Annotated in this window: 12 protein-coding genes; 7 read left to right on the forward strand and 5 right to left on the reverse strand. The window is 71.7% G+C overall.

Features of this window, described 5'->3' with window-relative positions; all coding sequences use genetic code 11:
- Nucleotides 1-27 precede the first annotated feature (27 nt).
- Complete coding sequence (locus ACK4K7_RS14585; protein ID WP_431867100.1) at nucleotides 28-2,856, reverse strand: M16 family metallopeptidase; 2,829 nt, start codon at nucleotides 2,854-2,856, stop codon at nucleotides 28-30.
- A 197-nt stretch (nucleotides 2,857-3,053) separates the two neighbouring features.
- On the opposite strand from ACK4K7_RS14585, the gene ACK4K7_RS14590 reads away from it, so the two are divergent.
- From ACK4K7_RS14590 to ACK4K7_RS14605, 4 genes are all read left to right on the forward strand, one after another.
- Nucleotides 3,054-3,752 carry an ImuA family protein gene (locus ACK4K7_RS14590; RefSeq protein WP_431867101.1) on the forward strand — a complete coding sequence of 233 codons (699 nt, stop codon included), beginning with the start codon at nucleotides 3,054-3,056 and terminating at the stop codon, nucleotides 3,750-3,752.
- Nucleotides 3,685-5,514, forward strand: a complete 1,830-nt coding sequence (locus ACK4K7_RS14595; protein ID WP_431867102.1) for a DUF6504 family protein — start codon at nucleotides 3,685-3,687, stop codon at nucleotides 5,512-5,514. Before ACK4K7_RS14590 ends, ACK4K7_RS14595 begins: the two co-directional genes overlap by 68 nt.
- A gap of 44 nt (nucleotides 5,515-5,558) precedes the next feature.
- The gene (locus ACK4K7_RS14600) at nucleotides 5,559-8,903 is read left to right on the forward strand and encodes an error-prone DNA polymerase (protein ID WP_431867104.1); all 3,345 of its coding nucleotides are present in this window, start codon (nucleotides 5,559-5,561) and stop codon (nucleotides 8,901-8,903) included.
- Nucleotides 8,904-8,982: 79 nt separating this feature from the next.
- Nucleotides 8,983-9,423 (forward strand): hypothetical protein, encoded by a 441-nt coding sequence (locus tag ACK4K7_RS14605; protein WP_431867105.1) that lies wholly within the window; start codon nucleotides 8,983-8,985, stop codon nucleotides 9,421-9,423.
- An 18-nt stretch (nucleotides 9,424-9,441) separates the two neighbouring features.
- Here ACK4K7_RS14605 and ACK4K7_RS14610 read toward each other — a convergent pair whose 3' ends face one another.
- From ACK4K7_RS14610 to ACK4K7_RS14625, 4 genes are read right to left on the reverse strand one after another with little or no spacing between them, the layout of a single operon-like run.
- The gene (locus ACK4K7_RS14610) at nucleotides 9,442-10,383 is read right to left on the reverse strand and encodes a diacylglycerol/lipid kinase family protein (RefSeq protein WP_431867180.1); all 942 of its coding nucleotides are present in this window, start codon (nucleotides 10,381-10,383) and stop codon (nucleotides 9,442-9,444) included.
- On the reverse strand, nucleotides 10,356-10,745 hold the full coding sequence (locus ACK4K7_RS14615) for a VOC family protein (RefSeq protein WP_431867106.1): 390 nt from the start codon (nucleotides 10,743-10,745) through the stop codon (nucleotides 10,356-10,358). The genes ACK4K7_RS14610 and ACK4K7_RS14615 overlap by 28 nt, the downstream gene beginning before the upstream one ends.
- A gap of 15 nt (nucleotides 10,746-10,760) precedes the next feature.
- The gene (locus ACK4K7_RS14620; protein ID WP_431867108.1) at nucleotides 10,761-11,264 is read right to left on the reverse strand and encodes a DUF3617 domain-containing protein; all 504 of its coding nucleotides are present in this window, start codon (nucleotides 11,262-11,264) and stop codon (nucleotides 10,761-10,763) included.
- 1 nt (nucleotide 11,265) lies between these two features.
- Nucleotides 11,266-12,585: an amidohydrolase gene (locus ACK4K7_RS14625; RefSeq protein WP_431867110.1), complete on the reverse strand. Its 1,320-nt coding sequence runs from the start codon at nucleotides 12,583-12,585 to the stop codon at nucleotides 11,266-11,268.
- Between the two features lie 293 nt (nucleotides 12,586-12,878).
- Between ACK4K7_RS14625 and secG the strand changes: the two genes are divergently transcribed.
- The 3 genes from secG to proS all read left to right on the forward strand — a co-directional run bounded on the left by secG (nucleotide 12,879) and on the right by proS (nucleotide 17,408).
- A complete protein-coding gene (gene secG / locus ACK4K7_RS14630; RefSeq protein WP_431867112.1) occupies nucleotides 12,879-13,325 on the forward strand; it encodes a preprotein translocase subunit SecG in 447 nt (148 codons plus the stop codon).
- Between the two features lie 69 nt (nucleotides 13,326-13,394).
- Nucleotides 13,395-15,038, forward strand: a complete 1,644-nt coding sequence (locus ACK4K7_RS14635) for a CTP synthase (RefSeq protein WP_431867113.1) — start codon at nucleotides 13,395-13,397, stop codon at nucleotides 15,036-15,038.
- A 1,065-nt stretch (nucleotides 15,039-16,103) separates the two neighbouring features.
- Nucleotides 16,104-17,408, forward strand: coding sequence for a proline--tRNA ligase (proS, locus tag ACK4K7_RS14640; RefSeq protein ID WP_431867115.1), 1,305 nt, complete (start codon nucleotides 16,104-16,106; stop codon nucleotides 17,406-17,408).
- Nucleotides 17,409-17,542: the final 134 nt, after the last annotated feature.

A 17,542-nucleotide genomic window follows, 5' to 3' on the forward strand; every position in this document is an offset into this window, starting at 1 on the left:
TTCTCCCGCGCGCCGTGCAATGGGGGCTCACCGCTCCGGCACCACCAGCATCGACCAGTCGCCCTCTTCGGTCACGTAGCGGGCGACGGCGCGGCGCACCTCCTCGGGGGTGAGGTCGCGATAATCCTCGAGCTGCCGGCGCCGGTTTTCGATCAGCTCCGGCCTGCGGTGCCAGTTTTCGAGCGCGCTCATCCAATAAGCGTTGGTGCTCATCGACCTCTCGAGGCCCGACAGGATCGGATTCTGCGCCCGTTCGAACTCGTCGCGCGCGACCGCGTCGGCGGCAAGCTTCGCCACTTCCTCCCGAGCGATGCGGAAGAAGGTGTCGGCATTTTCGGGACGGATCTCGGCGGCCGCGTAGAAGATGCCCCATTCGTCGAACGTGTCGGAACTGCTGTGGCTGGCGGTCGGCGAATAGGTCGCGCCCTCCGCCTCGCGCAGCCGGTCGAACAGCCGCACCTGCAGGATGTTGGCGGCGACGCCCAGCGCGCGCCGCTCGCGGATCCGCTCCGCCCCGCCCATCGTCGACCAGCCGATCAGCGCATAGGCCTGTTCCGGGTCGCCCTCATGGGTGAAGCGTACCGGCTCGGGAGACGCGGCGGGCGGGCGGACGGCAAGGCCCGGAGCGTCGGGCGCGGTGTCGCCGCGGGCGGGGAGAGCGGCGATCGTGCGGCGCATCGCCTCGACCGCGGTCTCGAGATCGACGTCGCCGACGATCACGGCGTTGACCGGCCCCTCCGCCAGCAGCGGGGTGAAGAAGTCGCGGAACTGCTCCACCGTCGTCTCGGCGATCGTCTCCCGCTCCACCGGCTGCCAGCGCCGGTCGCCGGGGCGGGCGAGGCTGCCGAACTCCCGGCCGGCGCGCGCCGAGGCGGAGGAATAGGACAGGCGATAGGCCTGCAGCGCATTGGCGCGGAAGCGGCCGAACAGCGCCGCGTCCCAGCGCGGATGGGCGAGCTTGGTGGCGAGCAGCCGAAGCTGGTCGGCAAGATCGCCGCCATTGGTCTGTCCGCGCAGCACGAAGGCGTCCTCGCCGACGCCGAAGGCCAGCGCCATGCGGCGGCCGGTCAGCAGCCGCTCCACCCCGTCCTGGTCGAGATCGGCGAGGCCCGACGGGCCGACGAGGCCGCCCAGCCAGGCGAGCGACGGCTGGTCCGGCGCCAGCGCCGCCATGCCCTCGCCGAAGCGGAGCTGGACCTGGACGGAGCCCTTTTCGAACGCGGTCTGCTTGAAGGTGAGGCTGGAACCGTTGGCGAAGCGCACGATGTGGACGTCCATGTCCTCGATATGCTCGCGCGACACCTCCTCGCCCGGCGGGCCGAGCGGCGGCAGCGCGTCCATGCTGACGCGGCGGTCGGCGGCGCGAACGGCGGGGGCGACGCGCTCGGCCGCGGCGAGCGCCGCGTCGATCGCGGCGGTGCCGCCGTCCACCGGCTCCGGCGTCAGCAGCAGCAGGCGCGGGCCCATGCCGGCGAACAGCCCCTCCATCGCGGCCGCGATCCGGTCCGGCGTCATCAGCAGCGCATTCTCCTCGAAATTGGCGAGCACCACCGCAGGCGCCGCGACCACGCCGCCGGCGTCGATGGCGTTGATCAGCTGCTGGGCGCGCTGCTGCGACAGGACGGTGGGATCGCCCTCGACGGCAGCGGTGGCGCCGGTGCGCAGGTTCTGGAGCTCGCGCTCGATCTCCGCCTCGCTCGGCGGCGCCTGCAGCGCGTCGCGCAGGATGGCGAAGCTTTCGGACAGCGCCTCCTGCCAGCGCCCGTCGCGCGCGGTGATGGCGAGGCTGCTCGTGTCCACCAGCCGGTTCCAGCGGGACGAGCCCACCGCGGCGGTGACGAAGGCGGCGCCGTCGCCGCGGGCATGGGCCTCCAGCCGGCGGTTGATGATCCGGGCGGCGAGCCCTTCCTCCAGCGCGATGCGCTCGCGTTCGCGGGTGTGGGGGCGGTCCTCGCCGGGGCGGATCCACATCGCCTGGGCGGTGACGGGCGCGCCGGGATAGACGAGCGCCGCCACGCGCTGTTCCGCGGCGGCGGGGGTGCCGGTGTCGGGATCGGCGGGCGCCGGGCCTTCGCCCCGCCAGCCGCCGAAGCGCGCCTCGATGAGGGCGGCCATCATCTCGGGATCGGCATCGCCGATCATGACGATGGTGGTCCGCTCCGGCCGGTACCAGCGGCGGTAGAAATCGCGCAGTCCCTCGGCGGTGGCGGCGCGCAGCGTGGCCTCGGTGCCGATGATGTTGCGTTCGGCGACCTTGGTGCCGGCATAGAAGAGGCCGCGGCTGAGATCGCCCATCCGCACCGACAATTCGGGCATCCGGCCCTTTTCCTCCAGAACGATCCGCCGTTCCGCCTCGACGGCGGCGGGGTCGAAGAGGGCGCTGGAGGCCATTTCGGACAGGACGTGGAGGCTGCGGTCCAGGCTGGCGCGGTCGTTGCGCGGCAGGTCGAGCTGGTAGACGGTCTGGGTGTAGCTGGTGGTGGCATTGGTGTCGGAGCCGAAGCTCGCGCCGAGCTGCTGCCAGAATTGCCGCGCCTCGCGGTCGGCGAAGCTCGCCGTGCCGCGGAAGGCGAGATGCTCGACGAGGTGCGCCCAGCCCTGTTCGCCTTCCTGTTCGTGGAGGGCGCCGACCTCCACGCGCAACCGGATCGACACCTGGCCGGCGGGGCGGGGATTCTGCCGCACCGCGTAGCGCATGCCGTTGGCGAGCGTGCCCAGCCGCCAGGCGGGATCGGGCGTGATGTCGCTGCCGCGGTAGAGCCAGTCGGTCCCGGCGCTCTGGGCGGCGCTCTGGGCGGCGGCGGGCGCGGAGACGATCAGCAGGAAGGCGAGGCAGAAGGTGCGGATGAGGGGCATCGGGTTCCTGTGGGGGCGGGCGGGGCGTTTGTCGAGGTCGGGCCTCCCCGCGCGGCGGAGAGGATGTTCCCTTCACCGCACCCGCGCTTGACTCTGGCTGAACGTCGGCGGAACATAAGGCGAACAAGAGAGTCCCGAGTCGTATGTCCGCTTTGTCCCCGTCCCGGGCCGGGCGCCTCGCCGCATTGCGGGCCGAGGTGCGGGCCATCGAAACCGCCGGCCGCGCGGCCGCGCGCCCCTGCCTGCGGCTCGGCGTGGCTGAAGTGGACGCGCGCCTCGCCGGCGGCGGCCTCGCGGCCGGGGCGCTTCACGAGATCGCGCCCGACCGGCCCGATCTCGGCGACGATGCCGCCGCCACCTTGTTCGCCGCCGTTCTCGCCGCCCGCGCGGGGGAAGGGACGGTGCTCTGGGCGCTGTCGCGCCGCGATCTGTTCGCGCCCGGCCTCGCCGCCGCCGGCCTCCCGCCCGATCGCGTGCTCTATGCCGAATGCCGCGGCGACGAGGAAGTGCTGGCGGTGATGGAGGAAGGGCTGCGCCATGGCGGCCTCGCGGCGGTGGTGGGGGAGGCGGGCCGCGCCGCCATGGCCGCCACCCGCCGTCTGCAGCTCGCCGCCGAGGAAAGCGGCACCGCCGCCTTGATGCTGAAGCGCTGGCGCAGGAACGGGGCCGATCCGCTGGCGCTTCCTTCCGCCGCCGTCACCCGCTGGCGGCTGGCCAGCGCCCCTTCGGCGCCGCTCGACGTGCCCGGCATCGGCCGCGCGCGCTGGCGCCTCGTCCTTGCCCGCCAGCGCGGCGGCGAACCTTGCGAATGGCTGATGGAGGCCCCCGATGAAACGGCTCGCCTCGCTCTGGCTGCCGACCCTCGCCACCGACCGGATCGCGCACAAGCGGCCTGATCATTCCTCCCCGGAACGGGGAGGGGGACCGCACGAAGTGCGGTGGAGGGGGGGCTCCACCTGGCACGGCGCTGGTCCCGGAACCCCCTCCACCAGCCTTCGGCTGGTCCCCCTCCCCGCAAGCGGGGAGGAAAAGGAGGATTTCGATTGCTCCTGTCCGCGGACGCCGGGCTTCCGGCCCGGCGCGAAATGGGCCGATCTGCCCGCGCACCAGCGGCCGTCGATGCGCGAGCTCGGCCGGCGGACCGAGGCGGCCGAGCCCGCTTTTCGCAAGCCGCTGCCGGAGCGCGCGCCCCTTCCGCCGTCGCCGCAGCCGCCGCCGGACGCCGCGCCGCTCGTCACCGCCGCCCGCACCGGCAACCGCCTCCTGGTCGCCGCGGTAAACGCCGCCGCCCGGGCGGCCGGTCTGTCGCCGGGCATGCCGCTGACGCAGGCGCGGATCCTCGTCCCCGGCCTCGACGTGCGGGACCAGGATGCACAGGGCGATGCCGCCTTGCTCGCCCGGCTCGCGCTCCATGCGGCGCGCTACTGGACGCCGGGCGCCGCCGTCGACGGGCCGGACGGCCTCCGGCTCGACCTGACCGGCACCGCCCATCTGTTCGGCGGAGAGGCGGAGATGTGCCGCCGCATCCTCGGCTTCTGCGCCCGTTTGGGCCTCGACGCGCGGATCGCGGTGGCGGGCAGCTTCGGCGCGGCCCATGCGCTCGCCCGCTTCGCGCCGGGGCCGGTCACCCTGCTGCCGGGCGGCGCCGAGGCGGAGGCGCTCGCTCCGCTGCCGCTCGCCGCCTTGCGGGTGGAGGCGCGCGCGCTCGCCGCCGCGCGCCGGCTCGGCATCGCCACCGTCGGCGCGCTGTTCGCCCTGCCGCGCGCCCCGCTCCAGCGCCGCTTCGGCCGCGATCTCCTGCTCCGGCTCGACCAGGCGCTCGGTCGCGCCGGCGAACCGGTCGATCCGGTCGTTCCCCGGGACCCGCCCGCCGCCGACCTGCGCTTCCTGGAGCCGATCGCCACGCCGGAGGCGATCGCGGAGGCGATGGGCGAGGGGCTGCGCCGCCTCGCCGCGGCGATGGAGACGGCGGGCTGCGCCGCCCGCCGGATCCTGTGGACCTGCCACCGGGTGGACGGCGCCGCCCAGCATGTGTGGATCGGCACCGCCCGCGCCACCCGCGATGCCGGCCATCTGGCGCGGCTCTTCGCCCGCAAGCTGGAGGCGATCGAGCCCGGCTTCGGGATCGAGGCCATGCGCTTCGTCGCGCTCCGGTCGGAGCCGCTCGGCCCCCGGCCGGTCGCCGGCGCGCTGGCGGGCGACACGCCGCCGCCCGATCTCGTGCCGCTCGTCGATCTTCTCGCCGGCCGGCTCGGCGCGGGCCGCCTCTACCGGATCGGCGCGGTCGAAAGCGACGTTCCCGAACGCAGCTACGCGCGCCTTTCCCCGCTCGACCGGCCCGCCGCCTGGCCGCGCTGGCCGCGGCCCGTGCGCCTGCTGCCCCGGCCGGAGCGGGTGGAGAATGTCGTCGCCTTGCTCCCCGATCTTCCGCCGCGCCGCTTCACCTGGCGCGGCCGCGCCTTCCGCGTCGCCCGCGCCGACGGGCCGGAGCGCATCCATGGCGAATGGTGGCGCCGCTCCGGCGAGGCGGAGGCGGTGCGCGATTATTTCCAGGTGGAGGACGAAGACGGCACCCGCTTCTGGATCTACCGCCGCGGCGACGGCGTCGATCCCCGCACCGGCGACCTCAACTGGTACCTCCAGGGAGTGTTCGGATGAGAACATCCTCCCCGGTCTCCCTCCCCGTCGGCGGGGCGTCGTGAATGTATCACGAGCTTCAGGTCACCACCCATTTCAGCTTCCTGCGCGGAGCATCGTCCTGCGAGGAATTGTTCGCGGCCGCCGCCAATCTGGGCATTCCGGCGCTGGGGGTGACGGACCGCAATTCGGTGGCGGGCATGGTGCGCGCCTGGGAGGCGGCGAAGGCGACGGGCGTGCGGCTCATCCCCGGCTGCCGGCTCGATCTCGACACCGGCGAGAGCCTGCTCGTCTGGCCGGAGGACCGCGCCGCCTGGTCGCGGCTCACCCGATTGCTGTCGGCGAGCCGGCCGCTGGAGCGGGTGGGAGAGCGCTGGCAGGGCAAGAGCGAGCCCAGGATCGGCTGGGACATGGTCGCCGACGCGGCCGAGGGGATGGTCGCCGCCTTCCTGGTCGACGATCCGGAAGGCGCGCCGCTCGGCCGCATGCGGGAGATGTTCGGCGACCGGGCTTATGCCGCCATCTCCTATCGCCGCCGCCCCGGCGACATCGCCCGCATCGACGCGCTCGACCGGCGCGCGCGCGCCGCGCGGGTGGCGCCGCTCGCCACCGGCGACATACTCTACCATTCGCCCGACCGGCGGATGCTGCAGGACGTCGTCACCGCCATCCGCGAGAAGACGACCATCGACGCTCTGGGCTTCCGCCGCGAGCGCCATGCCGACCGCCACCTGAAAAGCGCGGCGGAGATGGAGCGGCTGTTCGCGCGCTGGCCGCGCATGATCGCGGCCGGGGCGGCGATCGCCGCCCGCTGCCGCTTCGATCTGGCGCAGCTCGCTTATCAATATCCCAGCGAGGTCGGGGAAGGGGAGACGCCGCAGCAGGCGCTCGCCGATCAGGTGCGGCGGGCGGCGGCGGAGCGTTTCCCGGACGGCCTGCCGCCCGCCTACCAACGCCAGCTCGCCCACGAAATGCGCCTCATCGCGCAGATGAACTATGCGCCTTATTTCCTCACCGTCCATGCGATCGTGAACTTCGCGCGCGGCGAGAACATCCTCTGCCAGGGGCGCGGATCGGCCGCCAATTCGGTGGTCTGCTACCTGCTCGGCATCACCTCGATCGATCCGATCCGGCACGAGCTGCTGTTCGAACGCTTCATCTCGCCGGAGCGCAACGAGCCGCCCGACATCGACGTCGATTTCGAGCATGAGCGGCGCGAGGAGGTGATCCAGTGGATCTACCGCCATTACGGGCGTGAGCGGGCGGCGCTCACCGCCGTCGTCACCCGCTACCGCGCGCGCGGGGCGGTGCGCGACGTCGGCAAGGCGCTGGGCCTGCCCGAGGATTTGACCGGCGCGCTGGCCGGCCAGGTCTGGGGCTGGTCGGAAGAGGGCGTGGCCGAACGCCATGTCGACGAATTGGGCCTCGACCGCTCCGACCCGCGCCTCAACCTGACGCTCGATCTCTCCCGCCAGCTGATCGGCACGCCCCGCCATCTGTCGCAGCATCCGGGCGGCTTCGTCCTCACCCAGGACCGGCTCGACGATCTCGTCCCCATCGCCCCCGCCGCGATGGAGGACCGGCGGGTGATCGAATGGGACAAGGACGATATCGAGGCGCTGCGCTTCATGAAGGTCGACGTGCTCGGCCTCGGCATGCTCGGCTGCATGCGCCGCGCCTTCGATCTGCTGCGCGGTCACAAGGGCATCGACATCGGCCTCGCCGACCTGCAGCAGGACGATCCCGCCACCTTCGCCATGATCCGCCGCGCCGACACTCTGGGCGTGTTCCAGATCGAAAGCCGCGCCCAGATGGCGATGCTGCCGCGGATGAAGCCCAAGGAATTCTACGATCTCGTCATCGAGGTCGCGATCGTGCGGCCGGGGCCGATCCAGGGCGACATGGTCCATCCCTATCTGCGCCGGCGCGAGGGCAAGGAGAAGGTCGACTATCCGTCCGAAGCCTTGCGTCAGGTGCTCGGCAAGACCCTCGGCGTGCCCCTGTTCCAGGAGCAGGCGATGAAGGTCGCGATCGTCGGCGCCGGCTTCACCGCGGCCGAGGCGGACCAGCTGCGCCGCGCCATGGCGACCTTCAAATATACCGGCGGGGTCAGCCATTTCCGCGACAAGCTGGTGAAGGGCATGACGGCCAACGGCTATGGCGAGGAGTTCGCCGAGCGCACCTTCAAGCAGATCGAGGGCTTCGGCAGCTACGGCTTTCCCGAAAGCCATGCCGCGAGCTTCGCAAAGATCGCTTATGCCTCGTCCTGGATGAAGTGCCACCATCCGGACGTCTTCTGCGCCGCGCTTCTCAACGCCCAGCCGATGGGCTTCTATGCCCCCGCCCAGATCGTCCGCGACGCCAGGGAGCATGGCGTGGAGGTCAGGCCCGTCTGCGTGCTGACCAGCCGCTGGGATTGTACTTTGGAGGAGAACCTCCCTCCCCCCTTGCGGGGGAGGGGTAAGGGAGAGGCTTCGATGGGCGAGGAAGGAAGCATCGAGCCTCCTTCCCCGCCCCTCTCTCCAACCTCTCTCCCGCAAGGGGAGAGAGGCTATGTCCTCCCTCTCCGCCTCGGCCTGCGCATGGTGAAGGGCCTCTCCAACCTCGACGCCGCGCGCATTCTCGCGGCGCGGATGGAGGCGCCGTTCGCCTCGATCGAGGATCTGTGGCGCCGCTCGGGCGTGCCGCTCGCCGCGCTCGAAAGGCTCGCCGACGCCGACGCCTTCGCCGGCTTCGGGCTCGACCGGCGCCAGGCGCTGTGGCGGCTGCGCGGGCTCGGCGAGGCGCCGCTGCCCCTGTTCGCCGCCGCCGAGGGTCGCGAGCCGGAGGTCGCGCTCGCGCCGCTGGGCGAGGGGCGGGAGGTGGTGGAGGATTATCGCGCCGTGCAGCTCAGCCTGCGCGCCCATCCGCTCCAATTCCTCCGGGCCGAGCTCGCCCGCCGCGGCGCCGTGCCCTGCGCCGACCTCGCCCGGATCAAGGACGGGCGGCGGGTGCGCCTGTCCGGCATCGTCCTCATCCGCCAGCGACCGGGATCGGCCAAGAACGTCACCTTCATCACCATCGAGGATGAGACGGGCGTCGCCAATCTCGTCGTCTGGCAGCGGCTGTTCGACCGCTACCGCCGGGTGGTGATGGGGGCGCCGATGCTGGGCGTGAAGGGCCAGGTGCAGCGGGAAGGGGAGGTCATCCACCTCATCGCCGAGGAGCTGGAGGACCAGTCCGACCTCCTGGCGCAAGTCGGCCGGATGGATTTCCCGCACCGCCCGAGCCCCGCCGACCATCTCCGCAGCGGCGGCCCCGACGCGCGCGAGCGGCCGCGCACCCGCTTGCCCTTCCGCCCAGGGGACGCGGTGCCGGCGCCGGCGGAAGAGGAGGAGGGGATCCGCGTCCGCAGCCGCGATTTCCACTGATCCCGCTCACGGGTTCAACCGTCCTTCACCTCCGCCCGGCTAGCGGCTAAGGCTCTGGAAACGCGCCGGGGAGACGAACATGCGCAGCCTTATCCGCCTGACTTTTCTGGCCGCCGCGCTCGCCGCGGCCCCCGCCGCCGCGCAGAAGCTCGGCGCGCGCACCGCCACGCCCGACCAGGTCCTGTCCCAGCTCGGCAGCGGCCTCACCGACGAGGCGATCGCCCGCGACGTCGCCGCCGCCGAAGCCCATCCGCTCGGCACGCTCGCCAATCCGGTCCGGGTCGGCGGGCCGGCCGGGGAGCGGGCCTATCTCGCCCGGCTGCGCTGCGCCGACGGATCGGCGCCCGCGATCGGCCCGTCCACCGCGGCGGGCATCGGCGCCTTCGGCAGCCTCGCCAACCGCTACCGCCTCGATTGCGGCCCCCGCGCGCCGGGCGCCGTCGACGTCGTGTTCGACATGTACCATGACGGCCATGTCGAAACCCGCGCCCCCGCCGGCCTCACCCTCGCCGCCGGCTGATCCTTTCCGACCGGGCGGTCAGCCGGCGTCAGAGCCCGGGTCCGGCACGATCAGCTTCAGCGCGGCCGGGCGGATGCGGTAGCGGAGCGGGGTTTCCATCCGCGCCACCTCGCCGTCGAGGGCGACCGACAGGAGCGGGCGGGGGCTTTCCACCACGAGCTCGCCGATGCCGAACAGGCCGATGAAATCGCGCTGCTTGCTGAGCCCGATCACGCTGCGCAGGCCCAGGCCGAGGAAATGGAGGCGGGAGCGGACCAGCGGCGCGAACAGGCACAGCCCGCCTTCGTCCAGCGCCGCGCGCCGCCCGAGCCGGATCAGCCCGGTCTCGTAGCTGTTGTTGCCGACGAACAGCAGGGGCGTCTTCACCGGCGCCGCCCGGCCGCCGATGCGGATGGTGAGGCGGTGGCGGCCGAAATGGCGCAGCGCCCGCAGGCTCGCGGCCAGCATCGCCAGCCGCTTGCCCCGCCCCAGTTCCTCCTGCTGCGCCTCGCGGTCGCGCACCAGCCGGGGATAGAGGCCGACCGCGCTGTTGTTGACGAACAGGCGCCCGTTCACCTCCGCCGCGTCGATCGCGCGGACATGGCCGGCCGCGATGGTGGCCGCCGCCCGGTCGAGGTCGAGCGGGATGCCGGCGTCGCGGGCGAGATGGTTGAGCGTTCCGAGCGGAAGCACGCCGAGCGGCCGGCGGGTGCCGGCAAGCGCGCCGGCCGCGGCGCTGACCGTCCCGTCGCCGCCGCCGGCGACGACCGCGTCGATGCCCTCCGCCGTCGCCGCTTCCGCAAAGGCGGCCGCGAGGTCGGAGGTCGTCCGCACGTCCGCCTCCACGCCCTGATCGGCGAAGGCGCGCGCGATCCGGTCGGCGGGATCGCCGGAGGCGCCGGCGAGGCTCCCGCCGCCGGGATTGACGATCGCCCGGACCTTGCGGATCGCGGTCAGGCCGGCCCCATGCGGAAGGCGCAGATCTTGTTGCCTTCAAGATCGCGGAAATAGGCGCCGTAGAAGCCGGCGGCGTCCGGCCCCCTCACGCCCGGCGCGCCCTCGTCGCTGCCGCCCAGTTCCAGCGCTTTCGCGTGGAGCGCGTCGACCCTGGCCCGGCTCTCCATCGCCAGCGCGATCATGTTGCCGTTGCCGGGAGTCGCGGCCTCGCCGTCATAGGGGCGGGTCACCACCAGGCCGGGCGTGCCCTTGCCGGCGCTGTAGTAGAGGAAGCTGTCGGTGGAGAAGGCCGGCACCCGCCGCGCGCCGATTTCGGCGAGGAGGGCGTCCCAGAAGGCGCCGGCGCGCTCCGGATCGTTGGTGCCGATGGTGACGTAGCCGATCATCTTCGCGCTGCTCCTTCATGGACAGGGGCCGACATGGCGGCCGGCGGTGCGGATGCGGACCCGCGCCGGCTGGCCCGGCCCCGCGCTTCCTTCGAACTGGGACGTAAGGTCATAGGCGCGCGGGCCGTAGCTGCCCTCGGTCACGATGCCGACCTCGCCTTCCTCGGCGGTGGTGCAGACGCTGGTCGCGCGCAGCCGGCCGTTCTCCAGCAGGAAGTCGCGATAGCTGCACGCCCCCTGCTGCTGGGCGGCGAGGAAGTTGGTGTCGGGCCGCCGCGCCTGCTCGGGAGTCGTGCAGTCGCGCTGCACCGTCCTCTGCCCGCGCAGCTCCTCGGCCGTGCCGGCGCTGCCGCCCTCGGCCGAGAGGACCTCGATCGACCGTTCCCAAAGGCCGGGCTCGATGCGGATCGCGGCGAGCTCCTCCGCCACTTCCTCCTCGGTCATCACCGCCGCCGCCGGCGGAGTCTGCGCCGGCTGGCAGGCGGACAGCGCCAGCAGCCCGAGCGGCGCCCAGCGCATGTCAGCGCCCCGCCGGCCGCAGCAGGTCGAGCACCGCGGCGGTCATCGCTTCGGTGCCGATCCGGACCGACGGCTCCGGCTCGATCCGGAACAGAGGCGAATGGTGGGACGGGACCGGGGGGCCGCCGGCCCGGGCGGCGTCCAGCACCGCCTGCGACGTGCCGCCGACCGCGAAATAATAGCCCGGGACGCCATGTTCGGGCTGCACGAAATAGGCGAAATCCTCCGCGCCCATGCTGAGCTGCTGGAACGGGACGACCGCGTCGGCGCCGAGCGCCGCGGCGATCGCGCCGTTCAGGCGGCGGGCGAGGGCGGCGTCGTTGATCGTCGTCGGCGTGCCTTCGGAGACGCGCACCTCCGGCAGCCGGTCCTCGGCCATGCCGTGGGTGCGGGCTACGCCCTTTGCCACCCGCTCGATCGCGGCGAGCAGCTGGGCGCGAGTCTGCTCGTCATTGGCGCGCACCGTCACCTGCAGGTCGGCGCGGTCGGAGATGATGTTGTGCTTGGTGCCGGCATGGAAGGCGCCGACCGTGATCACCGCGGGCGACAGCGGCATCACCTCGCGGCTGACGATCGATTGCAGCGCGACGACGATCTGCGAGGCGATGTAGACCGGATCCCGGCCGGTGTGCGGCGCCGCGCCGTGCGCGCCGACGCCGTGGACCGTGATGTCGACGCTGTCGGCCGACGAATATTGGATGCCTTCGGACGCGCTCACCTGGCCGGTGGCGAGCGCGGAGCTGACGTGGAAGGCGAGCGCGTAATCGGGCTTGGGAAAGCGGGTGTAGAGGCCGTCGGCCAGCATCGCCGCCGCGCCGCCGACCCGTTCCTCGGCCGGCTGGGCGATGAGGACGACCGTGCCGGACCAGCGGTCGCGCATCCGCTGCAGCTGCCGCGCCGTGCCGATCAGCGAGGTGATGTGCACGTCGTGGCCGCAGGCGTGCATCACCGGCGATTCGACCCCGTCGACGCCGACCTGCCGCGCCGCCGAGGCGTAAGGCAGGCCGCTTTTCTCCTCGACCGGCAGGCCGTCCATGTCGGCGCGCACCAGCACCACCGGGCCGGGCCCGTTGCGGAGGATGCCGACGACGCCGGTGCCGCCGACATTCTCCGTCACCTCTGCCCCTGCGGCGCGCAGCTCGCGCGCCATGATCGCGGCGGTGCGGGTTTCCATGAACGACAGTTCGGGATTGCGGTGGAAATCGATGAACAGGGCTTCGAGATGGCCGTCATAATCGGCCTTCACCGCCGGTCGGAAATCGGGCGCAGCCAGCGCGGGCGCGGCGGCGGCGGCGGCGAGAAGCAGTGGCAACAGACGCATCGAATTCCTCCCCAGTGGCGCCGAAGGGTAGCGCGTCCGGAGGAGGATGGGAGCCCCAAAAACGCGTTCGCGCCCACCCCATCCTCCCTGTCGCCGCAGGCGATGGGGAGGGGGGACCGCACGAAGTGCGGTGGAGGGGCGCGAGCGGAGCGAGCTCACCACCTCCGTTGCCCCTCCACCAGCCTTCGGCTGTGTTGGAGCTTCGCTCCACAGGGAGGATGGCTCGCCCGGTTGCGCTCCGCCCCCGCATCCACTAGATCGCCGCGATCCAATTCCCGAAAGAGCCGCCGTCCATGTTCGAGTTCCTCCTCATCGTCCAGACGCTCGTCGCCGTCGCGATGATCACGGTCATCCTGATGCAGCGTTCCGAAGGCGGCGGCCTCGGCGTCGGCTCGTCCTCCTCGACCCTGATGACGGCGCGCGGCGCGGCCGATTTCCTGACCCGCTCCACCTCCATCCTGGCGGTGATCTTCGTCGCTTTGTCGATCGCGCTCGCCGGCCTCGCCGCCGGCGCCGGGCGGCCGCGCACGATCGATCCCACGCTGATGCAGGCGCCGCCCGCCGGCGCTCCGGCCGAGCGGCAGCAGACGCCGTTCGACATCGTCCCCGGCGCCCCGCCGCAGCAGCCGGGAAGCACCGTCCCCGGCGCCGCACCTTCCGCGCCTGGAGAGCCCGCGCCCGGCGCGCCCGCGCCCGGCGGCGCCGCGCCGCAGCCGGCGCAGCCCGTCCCCGGCCAGTAAGAAAAAGCGACGGCGGCGCGATTCGGCGGCTTGCCCTGCCGCCGTCCACCCGCTTAAGCCCATCCTCCCATGGCGCGGTTCATTTTCATCACCGGCGGCGTGGTTTCCAGCCTCGGCAAGGGTCTCATGGCGGCATCGCTCGCCGCTCTCCTGCAGGCGCGCGGCTACAAGGTCCGCATCCGGAAACTCGACCCCTATCTCAACGTCGATCCGGGCACGATGTCGCCCTATCAGCATGGCGAGGTCTACGTCACCGACGACGGCGCGGAGACCGACCTCGACCTCGGCCATTACGAACGCTTCACCGGCGTTCCCGCGCGCCAGAGCGACAACGTCACGTCCGGCCGCATCTACCAGGGCATCATCGCCAAGGAGCGGCGCGGCGACTATCTCGGCGCCACCGTCCAGGTCGTCCCCCACGTCACCGAGGCGATCAAGGACTTCATCCGCGCCGACATCGAGCCCGAGCTCGATTTCATGATCTGCGAGATCGGCGGCACCGTCGGCGACATCGAATCGCTCCCTTTCATCGAGGCGATCCGCCAGTTCCGCAACGAGGAGCCGCGCGGCCACACTTTGTCGGTCCACACCACGCTCGTCCCCTATATCGCGGCCGCGGGCGAGCTGAAGACCAAGCCCACCCAGCATTCGGTGCGCGAGCTGACCAGCCTCGGCATCCAGCCCGAGATCATCGTGTGCCGCACCGAGCATCCGCTGCCGGAGAACGAACGGGCGAAGATCGCGCTGTTCTGCAACGTCCGCAAGGAAGCGGTGATCCCGGCGCTCGACGCGCCGTCCATCTACGCCGTCCCCGCCCAGTACAGCGCCGCCGGGCTCGACGCCGAAGTGCTGCGCGCCTTCGGCCTGCACGACGTGGCGCCCATGCCCGACATGCGCCGCTGGGACGATGTGGTCGACCGGCTGTTCAATCCGGAAGGCGAAGTGACGATCGGCGTCGTCGGCAAATATGTCGGCCTGCAGGACGCCTATAAGAGCCTCACCGAGGCGCTGATCCACGGCGGCATGGCGAACCGGGTGAAGGTCCACATCAAGTGGCTCGACGCCGAACTGTTCGAGGCGGAGGACGCCGACATCGCCGCCCGGCTGGAGCCGATGCACGCCATCCTCGTCCCCGGCGGCTTCGGCGAGCGCGGCAGCGAGGGCAAGATCGCCTCCGTCCAGTTCGCCCGCGAGCGCGGCGTCCCCTTCTTCGGCATCTGCCTCGGCATGCAGATGGCCTGCATCGAGGCGGCGCGCAACACGTCCGGGATCGCCGGCGCCGGCTCCAGCGAGTTCGGCGAGCAGGCCGAGCCGGTCGTCGGCCTCATCACCGAATGGATGGACCCCGAGGGGCTGCGGCAAAAGCGCGACGCCGAAGGCGAGCTCGGCGGCACGATGCGGCTCGGCGCCTATGAGGCGAAGCTCGCCGGCAACAGCGTCGTGCGCAGCATCTACCAGTCCGAACGCATCAGCGAACGCCACCGCCACCGCTACGAAGTCAACATTCACTACAAGGATGCGCTCGAAGCCGGCGGCCTCGTCTTCAGCGGCATGAGCCCCGACGGGGCGCTGCCGGAGATCGTGGAGCGCCCGGACCATCCCTGGTTCGTGGGCGTCCAGTTCCACCCGGAGCTGAAGAGCAAACCCTTCGACCCGCATCCGCTGTTCGCCAGCTTCATCGAGGCGGCGGTGAAGCAGAGCAGGCTCGTCTAAGAATCCTCCCCCAGCTCGCTGGGGGAGGGGGACCACCCGACGGGTGGTGGAGGGGCCGCCGGCAAAGCCGGCGATGGGGCTGGAACTCCGATGAAACCCGCTAATCGCGAGCGGAGCTCAAGACACGAGTGGTCCAGACGGGGGAACCCGCGTCGAGACCTTCATAGGAGCTGCCGCCAAACACTACGGCTTGCATAAACGAGCTTGCGATGGAGCAGGCTCGCTACCGTTCCATTCTGTGGGCCCGGGTTCCCTTATCGATCGCGTTGATTGCGGCGCTCCTACACCCCCTTTCCCATGATCCCCTCCGCGGATGGCCGCTTCGCTTGCCCTTCGAGTCGCCGCCGCCGGCTCACCGGACCTTCGCCGCCCCGCCGCCGCGGGTCCTGAAAAGAAAGGGAAAAAGGGCTTCGATCGCCTGACCTTCGTCAACTTTGCCGCGCCCTGCGGCGCCCCCGCCCAGCTCCCGCCGCCGCGGCCCCGGGCCACGCCGGACACGGCCCGCCTGCCGCCGCGTCGCTCCGCCGCGATCGCTGGTCCGGCTCTCTCCCGCGCACGAGCGCGAACATTGGGACCTTTGGCGCCGTTCCCGGACGTTCTCCGCCCTCGCCTCGGCTTGTCCGGCACACCCCAAACGACAAGTGCCCGGGCATTGCTGCCCGGGCACCCCGTGGCGGCCGTTGCCGGTCGCCAACCCCCTTTTAGAAAAGCTTCCGCCCGCGCGCAGCGCCGCCTCGCTCGGCGTTGCGGGGCGTGAAGCCTCCCCGAACCGTGGCCGTTTCGACCCTGGTGTCGTGCCGCTGACGCTAGAGACTAAAGACATGCTTTGTCATGGCCTTATCTTGCCTCGTTGCCAATTTGGCGCTGCCCTGTGGCGGCGGGGACACAGTTGGCGGGGGGTGGGGTGGCGCCGGGGCAGGGACCCCTCCACCACGCCGCTTTGCGGCGCGGTCCCCCTCCCCGTTCCGGGGAGGAGCCTCGTGCCGCCGCTTTCGATTGCCTTGGCTGCGCCTCGCCCCTAGATGATCCGGGCCATTCCCTCTCCATCGGACGCACTTTCAGCCTATGCGCCTTTCCCGCTATTTCCTGCCCGTCGCCAAGGAAACGCCCGCCGACGCCCAGATCGTCAGCCACAAGCTGATGCTGCGCGCCGGCCTCGTGCGCCAGACCGCCGCCGGCATCTATGCCTGGCTGCCGCTCGGCCACCGGGTGCTGCGCAACATCGAGCGGATCGTGCGCGAGGAGCAGGACCGGGCCGGCGCGATCGAGCTTCTGATGCCGACCGTCCAGTCGGCCGAACTGTGGCGCCAGTCGGGCCGCTACGACGCTTATGGCCCGGAAATGCTGCGCTTCCGCGACCGCCACGACCGCGAGATGCTCTACGGCCCGACCAACGAGGAGATGATCACCGCCATCTTCCGCGACGCCGTCCGTTCCTATCGCGACCTGCCGCGCACGCTCTACCACATCCAGTGGAAGTTCCGCGACGAGGTGCGGCCGCGCTTCGGGGTGATGCGCGGGCGCGAATTCCTGATGAAGGACGCCTACAGCTTCGATCTCGACGAGGCGGGGCTGAAGGCGAGCTACGAGGCGATGTTCGTCGCTTATCTGCGCACCTTCGCGCGGCTCGGGCTGCAGGCGGTGCCGGTGAAGGCGCCGACCGGGCCGATCGGCGGCGATCTCAGCCACGAATTCCACATCCTGGCCGACACCGGCGAAAGCGCCGTCTTCTACGACGCGGCGCTGGAGGAGGTGTCGCGCGAGGAATTGCTGTCGGCCGACGCCTCCACCATCGCCCGCCTCACCGCCCTCTACGCGATGGAGGAGGAGGAGCATGCGAAGGTGGCCGAATGCCCGGTGCCCGAGGAGCGGCTGCGCAAGCGCCGCGGCATCGAGGTGGGGCACATCTTCGCCTTCGGCACCAAATACAGCGCCGCCATGGGCCTTGCCGTCCAGACCGGCGACGGCGGTCAGGTCCATCCGCAGATGGGCAGCTACGGCATCGGCGTGTCGCGGCTGATGGGCGCGATCATCGAGGCGAGCCACGACGATCGCGGCATCGTCTGGCCCGAAAGCGTGGCGCCGTTCCAGGTCGGTCTCGTCAACATGCGCGCCGACGACGCCCGGGTGACCGGCGCGGCGGACGATCTTTACGGCCGGCTCGCGGCGGCCGGGGTCGAGACGCTCTACGACGACCGCGACGAGCGCGGCGGCGCCAAGTTCGCGACCATGGACCTGATCGGCCTGCCCTGGCAGCTGATCGTCGGCCCCAAGGGGCTGGACAAGGGCGTGGTGGAACTGAAGCGCCGCGCCACCGGCGAGCGCGAGGAACTGAGCGTCGAAAGCGCGCTGGCGAGGCTGGCGGAATGACGGCCGGTATCGCCGTCCCGGCCCACCCCGTCATTCCGGCGAAGGCCGGAATCGCGGCGTTCCTCGTCATTCCGGCGAAAGCCGGAATCTCGTCGGGTCCGCTCGGGCTCGAAGCGGAGGGAGATCCCGGCCTT

Origin of the sequence: Allosphingosinicella sp., from assembly GCF_046295735.1 — a bacterium.
GTDB lineage: Bacteria > Pseudomonadota > Alphaproteobacteria > Sphingomonadales > Sphingomonadaceae > Allosphingosinicella.

Bases quoted from the DNA above. Each gene is read 5' to 3' on its own strand.
- ACK4K7_RS14585 (WP_431867100.1), bottom strand. From the start codon at position 2,856: ATGCCCCTCATCCGCACCTTCTGCCTCGCCTTCCTGCTGATCGTCTCC.
- ACK4K7_RS14595 (WP_431867102.1), top strand. From the start codon at position 3,685: ATGAAACGGCTCGCCTCGCTCTGGCTGCCGACCCTCGCCACCGACCGG.
- ACK4K7_RS14600 (WP_431867104.1), top strand. From the start codon at position 5,559: ATGTATCACGAGCTTCAGGTCACCACCCATTTCAGCTTCCTGCGCGGA.
- ACK4K7_RS14605 (WP_431867105.1), top strand. From the start codon at position 8,983: ATGCGCAGCCTTATCCGCCTGACTTTTCTGGCCGCCGCGCTCGCCGCG.
- ACK4K7_RS14615 (WP_431867106.1), bottom strand. From the start codon at position 10,745: ATGATCGGCTACGTCACCATCGGCACCAACGATCCGGAGCGCGCCGGC.
- ACK4K7_RS14620 (WP_431867108.1), bottom strand. From the start codon at position 11,264: ATGCGCTGGGCGCCGCTCGGGCTGCTGGCGCTGTCCGCCTGCCAGCCG.
- ACK4K7_RS14625 (WP_431867110.1), bottom strand. From the start codon at position 12,585: ATGCGTCTGTTGCCACTGCTTCTCGCCGCCGCCGCCGCCGCGCCCGCG.
- secG (WP_431867112.1), top strand. From the start codon at position 12,879: ATGTTCGAGTTCCTCCTCATCGTCCAGACGCTCGTCGCCGTCGCGATG.
- ACK4K7_RS14635 (WP_431867113.1), top strand. From the start codon at position 13,395: ATGGCGCGGTTCATTTTCATCACCGGCGGCGTGGTTTCCAGCCTCGGC.
- proS (WP_431867115.1), top strand. From the start codon at position 16,104: ATGCGCCTTTCCCGCTATTTCCTGCCCGTCGCCAAGGAAACGCCCGCC.